Source organism: Pseudomonas soli (assembly GCF_021283165.2).
Taxonomy (GTDB): domain Bacteria; phylum Pseudomonadota; class Gammaproteobacteria; order Pseudomonadales; family Pseudomonadaceae; genus Aquipseudomonas; species Aquipseudomonas soli.
The window spans coordinates 5,494,003-5,512,033 of sequence record NZ_CP128543.1; the positions used below are offsets into that span (position 1 = coordinate 5,494,003).

Sequence of the window (18,031 nt, forward strand, 5' to 3'; positions counted from 1 at the left end):
AGGTCAGCGCTTGGTTTTTTGGCCCAGGCCTTATTCCATTTCCTTCAGCCAGTCCTTGTTCTTGAACCACTTGTCGTGGATACGATCGTAGGTCCCGTCATGCTTGATCTGGTGCAGGAAGTTGTTGATGTAGTTGATGCTGTCGTAGTCGCCCTTCTTCAGGCCGAAGGCCAGCGGCTCGTAGGTGAAGGGCTCTTCCAGGAACACCAGCTTGCCAGCGCCGGCCTTCTCCACGGCCACCACGTTGTAGGGCGAGTCGTAGACGAAGGCGTCGGCCTTGCCGTTGACTACATCCATCACCCCTTCCTGCTCGTTGTCGTAGCCGTGGTACTTGGCCTTGCCGATCAGCTTCTTAGCGACCATCTCGCCAGTGGTGCCGAGCTTGGAAGTGAGACGGTACTTCTCGTTATTCAGGTCCTTGTACGACTTGATCTCGCCCGCCAGCTCCTTGCGGATCAGCAGGGTCTGGCCGACGACGATGAAGGGCTCGCTGAAGTTCAGGCGCAGGTTGCGCTCCTGGGTCAGGGTCATGCCACTGCCGATGAAGTCGAACTTGTCGGTCATCAGTGCCGGAATGATGCCGTCGTAGGCGGTGGAGACCATCTCCAGCTTTACGCCCATGGACTTGGCCATGGCCTTGAGGATGTCGACCTCGAAGCCGATGATCTCGCCACGCTTGTTGGTCATTTCAAACGGCATGTAGGTCGGGTCCATGCCCACACGCAGGGTGCCGCGCTTGACCGCGTCATCGATGGCGCCGGCCTGGGCGGTGGCTACCGCGATCAGGGCGGTCGCACCTACCAGCAGCCGCGACAGGTATTTCTTCATCATCACCAAGTCCCCTAGCAAGAAGTACGCAGATTTTTTTTGTAAGCACGGTCCTACAGACCGATGCGTAATGTCGGGACGGATGCTAACGCATGCGAAGGCCGGGACCTAGAGCCGGTGGGGACTTTGTTGGCCAAAAATCGATGAGGGTAAAACAATCGCGGGGCAAGTCAGGCCGCCGCATCGCCGCTCCCACGCAGCGCTGATACGGCGTGGGAGCGGCGATGCGGCGGCCCGGCCTGCCCCGCGATTATCGGTGCGACGCGATCATGCCAGTGCTGGCTGGACCACGTTCTCCGGATGCAACGGCAGCAGCGGCGAGTGCGGGTCGTTGGCGATGGAAGCGCGCCATACATCGATCCACGCCGTGTTGTGCCCGGCCCATACCTGCTCGTGCAGGCGCGACAGCGCCACCGGGTCGCTGAGCAGCGCCAGACGGGTGTTCAGGTCCAGGCCCTGCGGCCCAACCTCCAGCGCCTTGGCCACACGCTCAACGCGCAGCGCCTCGATCGGCGCCGCCTGGCCATGACGTGCCGTGGCCATGGCACAGGCCAGGGCGTTCTGGCGCGGATCGACCACGGCCCGGACGAAGCCGTCGTGCAGGGCATGCCAGCGGTTCTCGTGGGTGTACTGGTCGGTGGCCAGCAGCTCCTGCGGCGTCGCATATTCCTCGGGGATGAGGAACAGCTTCTCGTCCTTGGCCGCCAGGCCCAGGCGGGTGCGGCTGGAGATCACCGAGACCGGGATCGACAGCACCAGCGAGCCGACGATCGGCGCCAGCCACCACAGGAAGCTCGGGTTCAACCAGGCCACCAGGCCGGCCCAGGCGATGCCCAGCAGGGTCTGCGGACCATGGCGACGTACCGCCTCGCTCCACGGAGTCGAGTCATCGTCACGCTGCGGCGAGTTCCAGGTCGCGGCCCAACCGAGGAACGCGGCCAGCACGAAACGGGTGTGGAAGATCATCCGCACCGGTGCCAGCAACATGGAGAACAGCATCTCCATCAGCATCGACAAGGTGACCTTGATACGCCCGCCGAACTCGGTCGCGCCCTTGGCCCAGATCAGGATGACGCTGAGCAGCTTGGGCAGGAACAGCAGCACGATGGTGGTGGAGAACAGCGCGATGGCCTTCTCCGGGTGCCACTGCGGCCACAGCGGGTAGAGCTGGAACGGCTCGATGAAGTATTGCGGCTCCATCAAGGTGTTGGTCGCCAGCAGCGCGGTCGACAGCACCAGGAACAGGAACCACAACGGCGCCGACAGGTACGACATCACCCCGGTGAGGAACACCGCGCGGTGCACCGGGTGCATGCCCTTGACCAGGAACAGGCGGAAGTTCATCAGGTTGCCGTGGCACCAGCGACGGTCGCGCTTGAGCTCGTCGAGCAGGTTTGGCGGCAGCTCTTCGTAGCTGCCCGGCAGGTCATAGGCGATCCACACGCCCCAGCCGGCACGGCGCATCAACGCGGCTTCGACGAAGTCGTGGGAAAGGATAGCACCAGCAAACGCGCCCTTGCCCGGCAACGGCGCCAAGGCGCAGTGCTCGATGAACGGCTTCATGCGGATGATCGCGTTATGGCCCCAATAGTGCGACTCGCCCAGCTGCCAGAAGTGCAGGCCGGCGGTGAACAGCGGGCCGTACACGCGGGTGGCGAACTGCTGCATGCGCGCATAGAGGGTATCCATGCCCGAGGCTTTCGGCCCGGTCTGGATGATGCCGGCATCCGGGTTGGCCTCCATCAGGCGCACCAGGCTGCTCAGGCACTCGCCGCTCATGACGCTGTCGGCGTCGAGCACGACCATGTACTTGTAATCGCCCCCCCAGCGACGGCAGAAGTCGTCGAGGTTGCCGCTCTTGCGCTTCACCCGGCGCCGGCGACGACGATAGAAGATGCGGCCAAAGCCCTTGGTCTCGCGACACACGTCCAGCCAGGCCTGTTGTTCGGCCACGGCGATATCGGTGTCGTTGGTATCGCTGAGCACGAAGAAGTCGAAACGATCAAGGTTGCCGCTGGCGGCCACCGACTCGAAGGTCGCCCGCAGGCCTGCGAACACCCGTGGCACGTCTTCGTTGCAGATCGGCATCACCAGCGCGGTACGCGCCTCGGCGGGAATCGGCTCGTTGCCGGCGCTGCTGCCGGAGATGCGGTACTTGTCACGCCCGGTGAGCAGCTCGAGGAAGCCCATCAGTGCGGTCCAGAAGCCCGCCGACACCCAGCAGAACAGGATACCGAAAAGGATCAGAATGGACGTCTGCAGCGCATATGGCCAGACCTGCACCACGGTGTCCCACAACGGCTGGTGGATGACTTCGTCGAGGTCGACGAACGACCAGCCCTGGTACGGCAGGATGCCCTTCATGTACCAGCCGGCAACGATGGTCTGGCCGATCATCAGGGTGAGCAGGATATAGCGGCGAATCGAGCCGACCGTGCGCCAGCGTGCCGGCGGCAGTTCGCGCTTGGGCGGCTGTGGGGCGTTGGTGCGGCCGGTCATGCGCCGCCACATGCGGATCAGCACGTTGGTGCGCCACGGCTCGGGCACGACCTTGGTGCGTTTGATCGGAGGGGCGATCTTCAGGCACAGGCGGCCGCTGCCATCGACGCCGAGCATCTCGGCCTCTTCCAGTTCGGCGGCGCTGCCTACGGTAAGACGGGCCCCCACCGAAGCCTGGACGGCCTCGGCGGTGGCGGCGGCCGGGTTGGCCGCCAGGCGTTGGTGCAGCTCGCTGAACGAAGTGCAACGGGCGAGTTCCGCGCGTTGCTCGTCGCTCAGGGGGAGGTGGGCCAGGTATTCGCCAAGCGATTCCGGCCTTGCGCTTGAGTTACTCATCGGCAGGCAACTGATAGCTCCAGGTCTCGGTCAGCACCTTCTCGGTGGTGGCCGGGGCCCCGTTGGTGGATGCCGCGTCGGCGGCGGGTTGCTCGGCAGCCTGCTCGGCCTTGGCTTTCTCAGCCTTGGCGTGGGCGTGCTTGGCCGCGGCCTTGTCCTGCTTGGTTTCCTTGGCGGGCTTCGGTTGCTCGACCGGCACGTCACGCAGCAGCGCGGCGCGCATCTCGGTGGACTTCTTCGGATCCTGCACCTTCAGGCGCAGGGTCAGGCGCCAGCCTTTGGTTTCCGGGTTGTAACGCAGATTGTTCTCGACCACTTCGGCGTTGTCGCCGACGCTGACCTGGCTGCGCACGGCGGTGTCCGCCGGCAATGCCGCGAGGTTCGGGCCGATGAAATCGACCAGCAGGGCAACGCTGCCGTCAGTCTGGCGGATCAGGTTGGACTGCTTGACGTCACCAGCCGAGCGCAAGGTCTGCTTCACCCAGCCCAGCTCCTGCGAGTGCAGTTGGTCTTCCTTGATGGTCCAGCGCAGGCGGTAGTCGTATTCGAACGGCTTGCCTGGCTCAGGCAGCTTTTCAGGGCTCCAGAAGGCCACGATGTTGTCGTTGGTCTCATCGGCGGTCGGAATCTCGACCAGATCTACAGTGCCCTTGCCCCAGTCGCCTTTCGGCTCGATCCAGGCACTCGGACGCTTCTCGTACTCGTCGTCGAGATCTTCATAGTCACTGAAGGCGCGCTGGCGCTGCAGAAGGCCGAAACCACGGGGATTCTCTACGCTGAAGTTGCTGACAGCCAGGTGTTTCGGGTTGTTCAACGGGCGCCACAGCCACTCGCCGTTGGCGGCGTGGATGGCCAGACCTTCGGAATCATGCAGCGCTGGGCGGTAGTTCATGATCTTCGACGGCTGGTTGGGGCCGAACAGGTACATGCTGGTCAGCGGGGCGATGCCCAGGCGGCTGACGTTTTCACGCAGGTAGACGCGCGACTTGACGTCGACCAGGGTGTCCTCGCCCGGACGCAGGGTCAGCTTGTAGGCACCAGTGGAGCGCGGCGAGTCGAGCAGTGCATAGATCACCAGGTGCTTGTCGTTCGGCTTGGGCTTCTCGATCCAGAATTCGCGGAAGCGCGGGAATTCCTCGCCCGACGGCAGTGCGGTGTCGATGGCCAGGCCACGGGCTGACAGGCCATAGCGGTGGCCCTTGCCGACCACGCGGAAATAGCTGGCGCCAAGCAGGGTCATGATCTCGTCCTGCTTGTCGGCCTTGTTGATCGGGTAGAGCACACGGAAACCGGCATAGCCGAGGTTCTTGGTGGCGTCGGCGTCATGGGGCACGTCACCGAACTCGAAGCGGCTCGGATCGTACTTGATTTCCCTGACCTTGTTGGCGGTGATCTCGTTGATGGTCACCGGCGTGTCGAAATGCATGCCCTGGTGATAGAAGGACAGCTTGAACGGCGTCTTGTCCTTGGCCCACTCGGCCTTTTCCTGCAGGAAGCGGATCTTCTGGTAGTCGGCGTACTTCATGTCGCGGAACACCGGCGGCAGGTTGCTCTTCGGCGCCTCGAACTTCTGACCGGCCAGATCCTTTGCCTTGGCTGCAACATCGTCCAGATTGAATGCCCACAGCTGGCCCGCGCTCATCAGGCCGACCAGCGCCACGCCGGCCAACAGTGCCTTGCGCAGCCGGGTACCGGGGATTCTAGGTGCAATACAGGGGCTTACAATCACGAGCAATCCTCGCCGAAAACAGATCATGAAACCAACGGCCAGCGACAAATGCCGGGTTGGCGAGCACTGTTCGGACCCCGTGAGGGCGTAATGATTCCCCAAACGGATCCTGACAATGCTCGAGTCAAAGTGAAACGAACCTGCGAACGCAGGTTCATGCAGCGCGCGATTATCCAGCAGGTCGCGTTACAACGCATCAGGCTGAACAAACTATTTATCGTACAAAACCCCTTGTTTTCGCCAAACAAGGGGTTTTTTGACCTCATATTTGTAACATAAATGTTACCGGGCCATCATTGACCAAATGCACCTGCATGTCAGCGCCGAAGCGACCACTGGCCACCTGCGGGTGCTGAGCTTGTGCCTGATTCAAAAGATAGTCGAAAAGCGCAGCGCCAAGGGCCGGTGGCGCTGCTGTCGAGAAGCTCGGGCGCATGCCGTTGCGGGTGTCGGCGGCCAGGGTGAACTGTGACACCAGCAACAGGCCACCGCCGACATCCTTGAGCGAGCGGTTCATCTTGCCCTGCTCGTCGCTGAACACTCGGTAGTTCAGCAGCTTGTGCAGCAGTTTGTCGGCATGCTCGGGCGAATCGCCTGGCTCGACCGCCACCAGCGCCAGCAACCCTTGGTCGATGGCCCCGACGATCTCGCCCGCCACCTCCACCCGTGCGCCGCGCACACGCTGGATCAGCCCTTTCATGCCTCTTCCAGGGGCAGGTCGAGCAGGCGTCGCGCCATCTGGTCGGCGGCGCGCACCAAGGCGTCGGTGATGCCCGGCTCGGAGGCGGCGTGACCGGCGTCGCGGATCACCTTCAGTTCACTGTTCGGCCAGGCCTGGTGCAGCGCCCAGGCGTTGTCCAGCGGGCAGATCACATCGTATCGGCCATGCACGATTACTGCCGGCAGATGAGCGATCTTCGGCATGTCGCGGATCAGCTGGTCAGGTTCGAGGAACGCGTTGTGGGTGAAGTAATGACATTCGATACGAGCGATGGACAGAGCACGCTGGGGTTCAGAGAAGCGGTCGACCACCAAGGGGTTCGGCCGCAGGGTGGCCGTGCGGCCTTCCCAGGTGGACCAGGCCTTGGCGGCGTGCATCTGGGCGATCTGGTCGTTGCCGGTCAGGCGCTTGTGGAAAGCCTTGACCAGGTCGCCACGCTCTTCCGGTGGTATCGGTGCGATGTAATCCTGCCAGTAATCGGGGAAGAGACGGCTGGCGCCTTCCTGGTAGAACCAGCTGATCTCCTGCGGGCGGCACAGGAAAATCCCGCGCAGGATCAGCCCATGCACGCGCTCGGGATGGGTCTGGGCATAGGCCAGGGCCAGGGTGGAGCCCCACGATCCGCCGAACAGTACCCACTTGTCGATGCCAAGGTGTTCACGGATGCGCTCCAAGTCCTCGACAAGGTGCCAGGTGGTGTTGTTCTCCAGGCTCGCATGCGGCGTGGAGCGGCCACAGCCGCGTTGGTCGAAGGTGATGATCCGATACAGATTGGGGTCGAAGTAGCAACGGCTCTGGGCATCGCAACCGGCGCCCGGGCCGCCGTGGATGAACACCACGGGCAGACCTTCCGGCGAGCCGCTTTCATCGACGTACAGCACATGCGGCGCTTCCACGGCCAGATCGTGCCGGGCGTAGGGTTTGATCTGCGGGTAGAGGGTCTGCATCGCGCACTCCGTGTGAGGTTTGGTTCAGCCGTGGGCCATCATAAACCTGAATGACGCTTTGAGCATGTATCTATGGCAAATCGGCACTCCGACTGCATGGACCGGTGCCCACAAGCCGCTGGGCCAGGTAAGGTATCTGCGGCCTACATACCTACAGCTTGCGCGCCAGGCATCCTGCCCATAGTCCGTTGCTCCCACCTACCCGGCAAAGGAGCAAGACATGCCAGCAACCGCAAGCACCTCACCCGGCCGTCACTACACGACAATCGAGCAGGCAATACCCACCTGGCTCAAGGAGAGCACGCCAGCGACGCGCGCAGGTCTGCAAAACTGGCAGCGAGGGCCCGACTGGCTGGCCGCTGCCGTCCGGCAACAACCAGATGCTGCCAAGGCGTGGCAGGATGAACATGCTCGCCATCGACGACACCAGGCCGGCGTCCAGAGATTGTTCGAAGGACTTCCCGAACTGGAAACCTACGCCAGGAAGATACTGGCAGACGGGATCAAAAATCGCTTCGGCCTGGAGCTCGACGTCGACAAGACCTATCTGATCGACGCCCGCCTGATCGACACGTCCTCAGCCATTGATGGTCGCCAGGCAGTCGACAGGGCAACCCGCTCGCTGCTGCACTGCGCATTGCACAATTTCGACGCTGGCGCTGCGCAAGAGCATGGCATGGACGCGCCCGCTGCCCCGTTGAAAAAGTCCGTCATCGTCGATCACCGCCGCTTCATGGGCACCGTACCCATCACCAACCAGATAGACTTCACCGCCGAAGCCTTCGCCGACCTGTGCCGCACCTTGGATATCGGCGCCAGATACCATGACCTGGTGCATGCCATCTACTACCCCGCCGCCACGCCCAGGCGCAGCGCCGATGAGCAGGCACTGGATGTGTATCGAACCTTGGGCAACGCCGAAGTCTCCGCATTCAGACAGTCTCTGCACTTTGCTCGCCTCAAGGGCGATATCGACCGTGACTTTTATGAGAGCGCGCTTGCGCAGTGCCTGGACACCGCTGCGAAGGCAACTGCAAGCATCACCTTCAGTACGATGTCCCTCTGGGAAGCCGAACTGACCGGCGTCCTGCTCATCACTCGGCAAACAAATGGGCAGAAGTGCCAAGCGCTGTATATTCCCGAAGATGATGAGACGCCGCTCAAGGCGTTCGCCACCCTGGACGCGCTGTTCAGCGAGCTGGGCGAACGACTGCGGGCCAACGCCGGCTACCTGGACAAACACATCGCCGAACGCGACAAAGCCTCGGTACAAAGCCGCCTCGCAGGCCGCCTGACCCCGTTCGGATGGAGCAGCCGTGGCCTCTACGAACGCGTGTCTGCCCCACAGGCGGCACTATACCCATACACCCGACCGTTCAAACATGGGTTTCAGGAGATGATGGCGCTCCAGAAGGCCGAGCGTCACGAGATGGATGCGCTGTACCACGCCGTTCCCACCGAAATTGTCGACCGGCGCACCGCCCTGGCCCATCGCAAGCTGGTCTTCGGACGCGTGCTGACCGGCTTGAACATCGCCGGTTTCTTCGTACCAGGGCTTGGGGAGGCGATGCTTCTCCTTAGCCTGACCCAGTTGGCCTTCGAGGTGTACGACGGTATCGACGCCTGGAAGAACGACGAACGCGACATTGCCTACGGCTATCTGGTCGATGTCATCGAAAATGTGGCATTGATGGCCGCCCTTGCCACAGCAACCAAGGCACTGAACAGTTCAGGCGCCGGGGCGCCCGCTGCTTCAGAGGGTGTAGAGAGACACGCGCCCGAGCGAGAACGTATTGCTGTGCTGACACCGTCCTTCATCGAGGAACTGCAGGACGTGGAAATGCCCGATGGCCAGGTACGCCTCTGGAAACCAGACCTAACACCCTATCGGCGCAGCGATGCCCTGCCCGACCATCTGGAACCAGATGCATTGGGCCTCAGGCATCACCAGGGCAAGCTCTGGCTGGATACGATGGGCGATCGCTACATCGTCGAACACGCATCGGCAACCGCTGACTACCGTGTACAACACCCGCTCGGGCCCCAGCGCTACGCGCCGCCGGTTCTACATAACGGTGCTGGCGCCTGGCTGCATGTCGTCGATCAACCCACGACTTGGAGTGGGACCACCTTGCTGCGCCGGATTGGCCACTTGAACGCGCATTTCGACGAGTCGACGTTACGCAGCATGCTTGCCATCACTGACATTGACGAAGGCGAACTGCGCCGGACCCTGGTCAAGAATCAACGGCTTCCTGCCTTGCTGGAAGACACGATGCAGCGCTTCAGGCTGGACGAGACAGTTGGTCACCGCGCCATCAGCAGCGCCCGATTTGGCGAATTCACCAGAGCCTATGATGGTCTTCCGACTACTCGGCAGCCAGGCACCGAGGTCATCCGGCGGGTATTCCCGCAACTGCCGCCCGCAGTCGGCGAGGAACTGGTTCGCAACGCCAGCGTCGAGGAGCGGCAACTGCTCAATGCTGGCAAGGTCCCCCTGCGTCTGGCCGAGGAAGTTCGCGCATACCAGCAACAGATTCGCCTGACACGCGCCTACGAAGGTCTGTACCTGAACTGCGTGCGGAGCTGGGACATAGACCGGCTGATCATCCACACCTTGCAACAACTGCCCCAATGGCCTGCAGATACCTACCTGGAACTGCGCCAATACCGATTCTGGCCAAGCCAACACGCGAGCGTCGGCCCGATGGACGCCTCATTGCGTGCTACCGTCACGTGCGCGCATGCGGGTTACATCGTCCATGCCGCGCCGCTGGCGGGTAGACCGATGAGGCCCCTGACCAACCTATACGGTGCCCTGTTCGAGGCTCTGCCCCAGGTCATGGTGCAGCTGGCTGTCAGCGACGAAGCCGCGTTGCGCCGGTTGCTGCAACAAAATGCCCTGCCCCGCGCGCCACTACGCCAGGTGCTCGGCATGCGCCCCGTGAAGCCAGGCTATCGCTCCCCCATGCGCCTCGCCGATGGCCGCGTTGGTTACCCGCTGAGTGGCGGTGCCGCGGCCACGGGTGTCAGCCGCCAGGCGCTGCTCGATGCGATCGCGGCGACCGGCCTGCCTGAACACACGCGCAGGTCCACAGAGCAGATATTGATGATGATTACCAGTACCGGCCGCACTCAAGTGCAAGTCCTCGATCACCTTCAACAGTTGCTGGAACAGCGCCTTGAACTCCAGAGCAGGCTGGACGAATGGTACGAGGGGATCTTTTCAGGCTCAGATCAGGAAGCCTTGGAGCACGCCAATGTGCGCACCGAAATCATCCAGCACTGGTACGACAGCGCGCTTGAGGAGAGCAACCAACACGCTGCGCAGCTAAGCCTGAACCACGTGCGCCTGGCCGACATTCCGATGAATTTGCCCGCACACTTCACCTCGCGTGTGCGCCGGCTGCGCTTGATCGGTTCGGCAGCAGACAACAATTCAGGCTGGGCTCAGCATGAGCGTCTGCTGCAACGCCTGCTGCGGCAGATGCCGCAGCTCGAGGAACTGGTGATCACCCGGCCCTTCGAATTGCGGGCGGCACCCTCGTCCTTCCTCTACAGTATCGGCACGATCAGCCAGCACCTGCCTGGCTTGCGAGTGCTGACTTTCACCAATCAGAACATCCCGCTCAGTGCGATGCACATGGCAGAACTGTCCAGTCTGCCCGAGCTGCGCCGTCTGGATCTGAGTGGCAACCGGTTTGCCCAGCGCGACAGCCCAAGCCTACATCAGCTATCGCTGGATTATCTCGGCCTGGATGACATGCAAATCAGCCAATGGCCCATCGGGCTGGGCGGCGACGCGCTGGGGCGAATTGCGCATGTTTCGCTACGCAACAACAACCTGAGGTCGCTTCCGACATTCCTCCTCGACCAACCCGAGCTCGCCCTCGGCGGTACAATGCTCTCGCTGGAGGGCAATGATATAAACGAAGACCACCTGCAGCGCTTGCTGCTGAATGAAAGCGGGATGACGTCGCGCATCCATGTCGACCGATCGCCTGAACTCACCCAACGGCTGGATCGAGTCCGTCGGGAGCGGGACCAACTGCGCGACGCCATCGATGGCTGGGCGCAAGCGTCAAGCTCGAACCAGCCTTTGACACAGGCCATGCTGGAAGACCGCCAGCGCATCGCCAGCGCGATCCGCCAGTTCTGGGAAAACCAGGAACGGGGCTTGCGCTATCTGCGATTACAGCTCGCGGATGTGGCCATTGAAAATTTTCCGCGCAGGCTGCCGTCATTTTTCAGCGAACACGTGAACGCGTTGACGCTCAGCCGGGTAAGCGGCTCCAGTGAGCAGCTCGGCGAGCTACTCAGGCACTTCCCCCACATAACCCGCCTGACCATCGACGCACACGTGGCCGCCACGCAGACGCTCGCCTCGGCCCTTGCGCACCTGCCGCGATTGGTTCATTTGGAATTTCGTGGCATGGGGCTGGAAATTGACCAGAATATGCTCCAGGCATTCGGTCGACTGCACAACCTCACTTCCCTGGACCTCTCCGGTAATCGAATGGGGGCCATCACCGAGGTACCTGCACGCCTGGCCACGAGCCTCACTTCGTTGACGCTGAGCAACATGGGATTGCAAACCTGGCCAGCCTGGTGTGAACGCTTGTTGCCATTGGAACTGCTGGACTTGAGCAACAACAACATTTCGCAATTACCGGATTTCGTGCTTAACAACCTCGAAAACCGGATGCCTATCTCATCGATTGCGTTGTTTGACAACCCGTTGGCACTCGATACCCTGACGCGCCTGCGCGCTTACTCGGAGAGCCAGCACAGCTTCACCTTTGCCCTTGACCCTGACAACCTGATGCTTACCGATAGCACGAGTGAAGGGTCGCTGACCGACCACCCGCACTTTCCCCTCGCCGGTGACGACACCCCAAGAGTCGAACTATGGGCGCTTGGCACCGAAGCGCAGAACGAAGCCCTGCACAATTGCTGGGAGACGCTGCAACGGTTGGAGGACGGTAACAACCTGCTGCGCCTGGCTGGGCGTTTGCGCAACGCCGCGCCCTATGTGGACATGAGCTCGCAAGCCGACTTCTGCGAGCGCGTGCGTCTGATGTTGGTGACTGCGGCGACTCACGACGAGTTGAGGCCCACCATGAGCGTGATTGCCGCAGAAGCATTGCCCGACCCGATAAACGACTCTCAGACCTGCCACGACGGTGCGCTCCAGGCGTTCAACAACATCGAAATCTATGTCATGAACAGCCGAGTGCTGACCGATGCTGGTGACACATTGCAGACGCTGTTCCGACGCCTGCGCCAGTTGTACCGCATGGGGCAGCTCGAAGTACTTGCCAGCCAACGCACCACTCCTGGCGACCATGTTTCGGTACGCCTGGCATACCGCCGCGAGCTCGCCGCCGAACTGGACTTGCCAATCGCTGACAGCATGCGCTTTCGAAGCGCTGCCCAGCTTGCGCAAGGTGAACTGGCAAGCGTGCTGGAGCAGGTCAGGGGAAGAGAAAGCGGCGATTCGTTCATGCAGTATCTGCTGGCAAACCGCTATTGGACCGAGCGCCTGCGCGCCGAGTACACCGACCGGTTCGGGAGGATCAACCAACGTTTCGGTAGGCGCGTGCAGGAGCTGAGCGCTTTGGACCTGCCGTTGCAGGAAGAGCTGGCGCTGCAACAGGGGCTGATGGAGGACAAAGAACAGGAAGAGCGGGAGTTGCTTCAGACACTGACGCGGCCTTACTTCACGCACGACTGACCAATGTTCAGTGCCCCAGGCAGGGGCACTTTCAGCCTATTGGACGTAGCGCGCGCGGCCCCAGTCCAACAAGGCCTGCAGCAATGCGCGCAGGACAGCCTGCGTGGGCTGCGCCAAGTCCTGTCGATAAAGGTACGGCGCGTGTTCCTCCATGTAGGTACTCTGCGCCAGTTCCAGCTGCACCGCGTGAATGTGGTTGGACGGGTCGCCATAGTGGCGGGTGATGTGCCCACCCTTGAAGCGACCATTGAGCACATGGCTATAGCCCTGCGCCGCAGCGCATACCCCCTCCAGCCGTTGAGCCAGCTCCGGGTCGCAACTTGCACCGTTGAAGGTGCCCAGGTTGAAGTCCGGCAGCTTGCCGTCGAACAGGTGCGGGATCAGCGAGCGGATCGAGTGGGCATCCCACAACAGGGCGTAGCCGAAGTGCTCGCGCAGACGCTCCAACTCGTTGCGAATGGTGTCGTGGTAAGGGCGCCAGATCTGCTCCAGGTACTGTTTGCGCTGCTCGCCAGTCGGTTCCAGCCCGTCCTTGAACAGCGGCTCTCCCTCGAACAGCGTGGCCGGGTACAGACCGGTGGTGGCACCGGCATACAGTGGCTTGTCGTCATCCGGCCGGTTGAGGTCGATGACGAAACGCGAATACTCCGCCGTCACCACGCTGGCGCCCAAGTCGCGGGCGAAGTCATACAGGCGCGGGATGTGCCAGTCGGTGTCCGGCAGGCTGCGCGCCTGGTCCACCAGGCCGTCGCGCACCGCATCGGTCAGGCCCAGCCCGGCGTGGGGCATGCTGATCAGCAGCGGCAGACGGCCCTGATGAAAACTCAATACTTTGTCCATATGCCCTCGCTCAATTGGATATCTCATGGCCCAGGCGCACCACGCGCTTGGGCAGGTCGCCGCCGAGCCAGTAGCTGAGGTCGGCGGGGCGTTCGATCTGCCAGGCGATGAAGTCCGCGACCTTGCCCTCTTCCAGCGAACCATGGCTATCGCCCAGGCCCAGCGCCGTGGCGGCGTGCACGGTGACACCGGCCAAAGCTTCCTCGGGGGTCATGCGGAAACAGGTGCAGCCCATGTTCAACATCAGGCGCAGCGACAGCCCCGGCGAGGTACCGGGATTGAGGTCGCTGGCCAGGGCGATCTTCACGCCGTGCTGGCGCAGGGCATCCATCGGCGGAAGCTGGGTTTCGCGCAGGAAGTAGAACGCCCCCGGCAGCAGCACCGCCACCGTGCCGGCCTCGGCCATAGCGATGGCGTCTTCTTCGGTCATGAACTCCAGGTGATCGGCCGACAGAGCGTGGTAACGCGCCGCCAGGCTCGAACCGTGCAGCGACGACAGTTGCTCGGCGTGCAGTTTCACCGGCAGTCCCAACTCACGAGCCTTGATGAATACCCGCTCGACCTGGGCTGGGGAGAACGCCAGGTGTTCACAGAACGCATCCACCGCGTCCACCAGGCCCTCGGCAGCCAATGCCGGGAGCATGACGTCGCAGATATGGGCGATGTAGTCGTCGGCCCGCCCCGCAAATTCCGGCGGCAGGGCATGGGCCGCCAGGCAGGTGCTGCGCACGGTCACGGGCAGTTCCTCACCCAGGCGCCGGGCGACACGCAACATCTTGCGCTCGCTCTCGAGGTCCAGGCCGTAACCGGACTTGATCTCGATCGTGGTCACACCGTCGCGCATCAGCGTCTGGACGCGCTGACGGGCACTCACCAGCAGTTCGTCCTCGCTGGCGGCACGGGTAGCTCGCACGGTGCTGGCGATGCCGCCGCCCTGAGCGGCGATCTCGGCATAGCTGACGCCTTGCAGGCGCTGCTCGAACTCGCCGCTGCGGTTGCCGCCGAACACCGCGTGGGTGTGGCAGTCGATCAACCCCGGGGTAACCCAGGCACCGCCGAGGTCGACGATGCGATCGGCCGCCACTGGCGGCACCTCGTCACGTGGGCCGATCCATTCGATCAGGCCGGCGCTGGTGACGATCGCCGCATCCTCGATGATCGAGTAGCGGCCCTCGGCCATGGTTGCCGCATGGCAGTGCTGCCAGAGGGTTCTCATCAGGATCTCCTTGTAAGACTCAACGGTGCAGCTCGGCAGGTTCACGGACCGGCTCGCCGTCACCTGCGCGCGGCTTGCACCACAGCAGGTAGGAAGCGACCAGGAACACGACCCAGATAACGCCGACGATCAATGCCGCCTGGGTATCCGGGAAGTAACCCAGCACACCGAAGATGAACAGCATGAAAGCAATGGCCATCGCCGGACCATAGGGCCAGAACGGCACGGGGAACTTGAGCTGGGCGACTTCTTCGCGGCTCATGCTGCGACGCATGGCCACCTGGGTGACCAGGATCATCAGCCACACCCACACAGTGGCGAAGGTGGCGATCGAAGCGATCAGCAGGAACACGTTCTCCGGAATCAGGTAGTTGAGCAGCACGCCCACCAGCAACGCCGCGCCCATCACCACCACGGTCATCCACGGCACGCCGTGCCTGGACAGCTTGCCAAAGCCACGCGGCGCCTGGCCGTGCTGGGACAGGCCGTACATCATCCGGCCAGCGCCGAAGATGTCGCTGTTGATCGCGGAAATGGCTGCCGAAATCACCACGATGTTAAGCACCGCCGCCGCCGAGCCAATCCCCAGGTTGCTGAATATCTGCACAAACGGGCTGCCCTGGCTGCCGATCTGCGGCCAGGGGTACAGGCACATCAGCACGAACAGGGTCAGCACGTAGAACAGCAGGATGCGCAGCGGCACGGCGTTGATCGCTTTCGGGATCACCCGTTGCGGGTCTTTCGCTTCACCTGCGGTGACGCCGATGATCTCGATGCCGCCGAAGGCGAACATCACCACCGCGAATGAGGCGATCAGGCCACTGACGCCATTGGGCATGAAGCCGCCATGTTCGAACAGGTTGCTCACCCCGACGGCGTGCCCGCTGCCCACCTGGCTGAAGCCGAAGGCCATGATGCCGAGACCTGCGAGGATCATCGCGACGATGGCCCCGACCTTGAGCAGCGACAGCCAGAACTCCATCTCGCCGAACACCCGCACGTTGCACAGGTTCAGGCCACCGATCAGGAAGACAATACCCAGCACCCAGATCCAGCGTGCCACTTCGGGGAACCAGAAACCCATGTAGATCCCGAAGGCCGTGACATCGGCGATGGCGACGATGACCATCTCGAAGGCGTAGGTCCAGCCGAGGATGAAGCCGGCCATGGGGCCGAGGTAGGTGCTGGCGTAGTGGCCGAAGGAGCCGGACACCGGATTGTGCACGGCCATTTCGCCGAGGGCACGCATGACCATGAACACCGCGGCGCCGCCGATCAGGTAGGCCAGCAGCACGGCCGGGCCAGCCATCTGGATGGCCGAGGCCGAACCGTAGAAAAGCCCGGTACCGATTGCCGAACCGAGCGCCATGAAACGGATGTGCCGGGCCGATAGCCCGCGCTTGAGACCTTGAGCTTGTTGCATGTCACGTCCTTATTGTTGTTCTGGTCGTGATATCGGGATGGGGTCTGCTGCGCAGCCCAATCGCCGGCAAGCCGGCTCCCACACAAGCAGTTGTGGGAGCCGGCTTGCCGGCGATGGGCCGCAAAGCGGCCCCGAGGGCGTTACAGGCTTGGCAGGACGCCCACCGGCAGCAGCCCGGTCAGCGTGCCTTTGGCCAGCAACGCGGCAGCCGCCTCGATATCCGGCGAGAAGAAACGGTCGCGGTCATAGTGCGGCACTTCGCGACGCAGCGCCTGGCGCGCCAGTTCCAGCTTGACCGAGGTCTTCAGGCCCTTGCGCAGGTCCAGGCCCTGGCAGGCGCCCAGCCATTCGATGGCCAGCACGCCACGGGTGTTCTCGGCCATTTCCCACAGGCGCTTGCCGGCGGCCGGGGCCATCGACACATGGTCTTCCTGGTTGGCCGAAGTCGGCAGGCTGTCGACGCTGTGCGGGTGCGACAGTGCCTTGTTCTCGCTGGCCAGGGCGGCAGCGGTGACCTGGGCGATCATGAAGCCGGAGTTCACACCACCGTTTTCCACCAGGAACGGCGGCAGCTGGGACATGTGCTTGTCCATCATCAGCGAGATGCGGCGCTCGCTCAGCGAGCCGATCTCGGCGATGGCCAGGGCCAGGTTGTCGGCAGCCATGGCCACGGGTTCTGCGTGGAAGTTGCCACCGGAGATCACGTCGCCCTCGGCGGCGAACACCAGAGGGTTGTCCGACACGGCGTTGGCTTCGATGCCCAGCACCTCGGCGGCCTGGCGGATCTGGGTCAGGCAGGCGCCCATGACTTGCGGCTGGCAGCGCAGGGAGTACGGATCCTGCACCTTGTCGCAGTTCTTGTGCGACAGCGAGACTTCGCTGGAATCGCCCAGCAGGTCGCGGAAGCAGGCGGCGGTATCGATCTGGCCACGCTGGCCGCGCACTTCATGGATGCGCGCATCGAACGGCGAGCGCGAACCCAGCGCCGCCTCGACGCTCAGACCGCCACAGGCGATGGCCGCGGCGTACAGGTCTTCGGCCTGGAACAGGCCACGCAGGGCATAGGCGGTGGAGGCCTGGGTGCCGTTGAGCAGGGCCAGGCCCTCTTTCGCGGCCAGGGTCAGTGGCTCCAGGCCGGCGACGGCCAGGGCTTCGGTGGCCGGCAACCATTGGCCCTTGTAACGGGCCTTGCCTTCGCCCAGCAGCACCAGCGACATGTGCGCCAGCGGCGCCAGGTCGCCGGAGGCGCCGACCGAACCTTTCAGCGGGATGTGCGGATAGACTTCGGCGTTGACCAGGCCGATCAGCGCATCGATGACTTTGCGGCGGATGCCAGAGAAGCCACGGCTGAGGCTGTTGATCTTGAGCACCATGATCAGCCGCACCAGGTCGTCGTCCAGCGGCGCGCCGATACCGGCGGCGTGGGACAGCACCAGCGAGCGCTGCAGGTTTTCCAGGTCGTGGCTGGCGATGCGGGTCGAGGCCAGCAGGCCGAAACCGGTGTTGATGCCGTAGGCGGTACGGTCTTCGGCGATGATCTGCTCGACGCAGGCGACGCTGGCGTCGATGGCGGGCGCGGCGCTGGCATCGAGCTGCAGGCGCACGGGCGCGGCGTGGATGGCGCGCAGCTGGGCCAGGGTCAGGGTGCCGGGCTTGAGGGTCAATTCGGTCACTTCGCTACTCCAATCGCATGGGGGCCATGGCCCCCTTCTTATTGTTCAGTATCACCCGTGGAGGGTGCGATCCAAAGCGCGGCGA

General features: G+C 63.1%; 10 protein-coding genes. 1 reads left to right on the top strand and 9 read right to left on the bottom strand.

The window, feature by feature from the left end:
* Positions 1-30 precede the first annotated feature (30 nt).
* The 5 genes from LU688_RS25345 to pip all read right to left on the bottom strand — a co-directional run bounded on the left by LU688_RS25345 (position 31) and on the right by pip (position 7,060).
* Positions 31-828: a transporter substrate-binding domain-containing protein gene (locus tag LU688_RS25345; RefSeq protein WP_167335937.1), complete on the bottom strand. Its 798-nt coding sequence runs from the start codon at positions 826-828 to the stop codon at positions 31-33.
* A gap of 267 nt (positions 829-1,095) precedes the next feature.
* A complete protein-coding gene (gene mdoH / locus LU688_RS25350; protein ID WP_038706934.1) occupies positions 1,096-3,663 on the bottom strand; it encodes a glucans biosynthesis glucosyltransferase MdoH in 2,568 nt (855 codons plus the stop codon).
* Positions 3,656-5,392 carry a glucan biosynthesis protein G gene (locus LU688_RS25355; RefSeq protein ID WP_081941296.1) on the bottom strand — a complete coding sequence of 579 codons (1,737 nt, stop codon included), beginning with the start codon at positions 5,390-5,392 and terminating at the stop codon, positions 3,656-3,658. Before LU688_RS25355 ends, mdoH begins: the two co-directional genes overlap by 8 nt.
* Positions 5,393-5,654: 262 nt before the next feature.
* A complete protein-coding gene (gene dtd, locus LU688_RS25360; protein WP_023629093.1) occupies positions 5,655-6,092 on the bottom strand; it encodes a D-aminoacyl-tRNA deacylase in 438 nt (145 codons plus the stop codon).
* Positions 6,089-7,060, bottom strand: coding sequence for a prolyl aminopeptidase (pip, locus tag LU688_RS25365; protein WP_038706936.1), 972 nt, complete (start codon positions 7,058-7,060; stop codon positions 6,089-6,091). The genes dtd and pip overlap by 4 nt, the downstream gene beginning before the upstream one ends.
* A 220-nt stretch (positions 7,061-7,280) precedes the next feature.
* Between pip and LU688_RS25370 the strand changes: the two genes are divergently transcribed.
* Complete coding sequence (locus LU688_RS25370; protein ID WP_232887956.1) at positions 7,281-12,794, top strand: dermonecrotic toxin domain-containing protein; 5,514 nt, start codon at positions 7,281-7,283, stop codon at positions 12,792-12,794.
* Between the two features lie 36 nt (positions 12,795-12,830).
* Here the strand turns inward: LU688_RS25370 and hutG are convergent, their stop codons facing one another.
* The 4 genes from hutG to hutH all read right to left on the bottom strand — a co-directional run bounded on the left by hutG (position 12,831) and on the right by hutH (position 17,946).
* On the bottom strand, positions 12,831-13,634 hold the full coding sequence (gene hutG / locus LU688_RS25375; RefSeq protein WP_094011051.1) for an N-formylglutamate deformylase: 804 nt from the start codon (positions 13,632-13,634) through the stop codon (positions 12,831-12,833).
* A 10-nt stretch (positions 13,635-13,644) separates the two neighbouring features.
* Complete coding sequence (hutI, locus tag LU688_RS25380) at positions 13,645-14,850, bottom strand: imidazolonepropionase (RefSeq protein ID WP_094011050.1); 1,206 nt, start codon at positions 14,848-14,850, stop codon at positions 13,645-13,647.
* A gap of 19 nt (positions 14,851-14,869) precedes the next feature.
* Positions 14,870-16,273, bottom strand: coding sequence for an amino acid permease (locus LU688_RS25385; protein WP_023632099.1), 1,404 nt, complete (start codon positions 16,271-16,273; stop codon positions 14,870-14,872).
* A 140-nt stretch (positions 16,274-16,413) separates the two neighbouring features.
* Entirely contained in the window at positions 16,414-17,946 is a 1,533-nt protein-coding gene (gene hutH / locus LU688_RS25390; protein ID WP_038706938.1) for a histidine ammonia-lyase, read from the bottom strand.
* Between the last annotated feature and the right edge of the window lie 85 nt (positions 17,947-18,031).

What these genes read in the sequence shown, in the direction of transcription:
- LU688_RS25345 (WP_167335937.1), bottom strand. Translation starts at nt 828, where the DNA reads ATGAAGAAATACCTGTCGCGGCTGCTGGTAGGTGCGACCGCCCTGATC.
- mdoH (WP_038706934.1), bottom strand. Translation starts at nt 3,663, where the DNA reads ATGAGTAACTCAAGCGCAAGGCCGGAATCGCTTGGCGAATACCTGGCC.
- dtd (WP_023629093.1), bottom strand. Translation starts at nt 6,092, where the DNA reads ATGAAAGGGCTGATCCAGCGTGTGCGCGGCGCACGGGTGGAGGTGGCG.
- pip (WP_038706936.1), bottom strand. Translation starts at nt 7,060, where the DNA reads ATGCAGACCCTCTACCCGCAGATCAAACCCTACGCCCGGCACGATCTG.
- LU688_RS25370 (WP_232887956.1), top strand. Translation starts at nt 7,281, where the DNA reads ATGCCAGCAACCGCAAGCACCTCACCCGGCCGTCACTACACGACAATC.
- hutG (WP_094011051.1), bottom strand. Translation starts at nt 13,634, where the DNA reads ATGGACAAAGTATTGAGTTTTCATCAGGGCCGTCTGCCGCTGCTGATC.
- hutI (WP_094011050.1), bottom strand. Translation starts at nt 14,850, where the DNA reads ATGAGAACCCTCTGGCAGCACTGCCATGCGGCAACCATGGCCGAGGGC.
- LU688_RS25385 (WP_023632099.1), bottom strand. Translation starts at nt 16,273, where the DNA reads ATGCAACAAGCTCAAGGTCTCAAGCGCGGGCTATCGGCCCGGCACATC.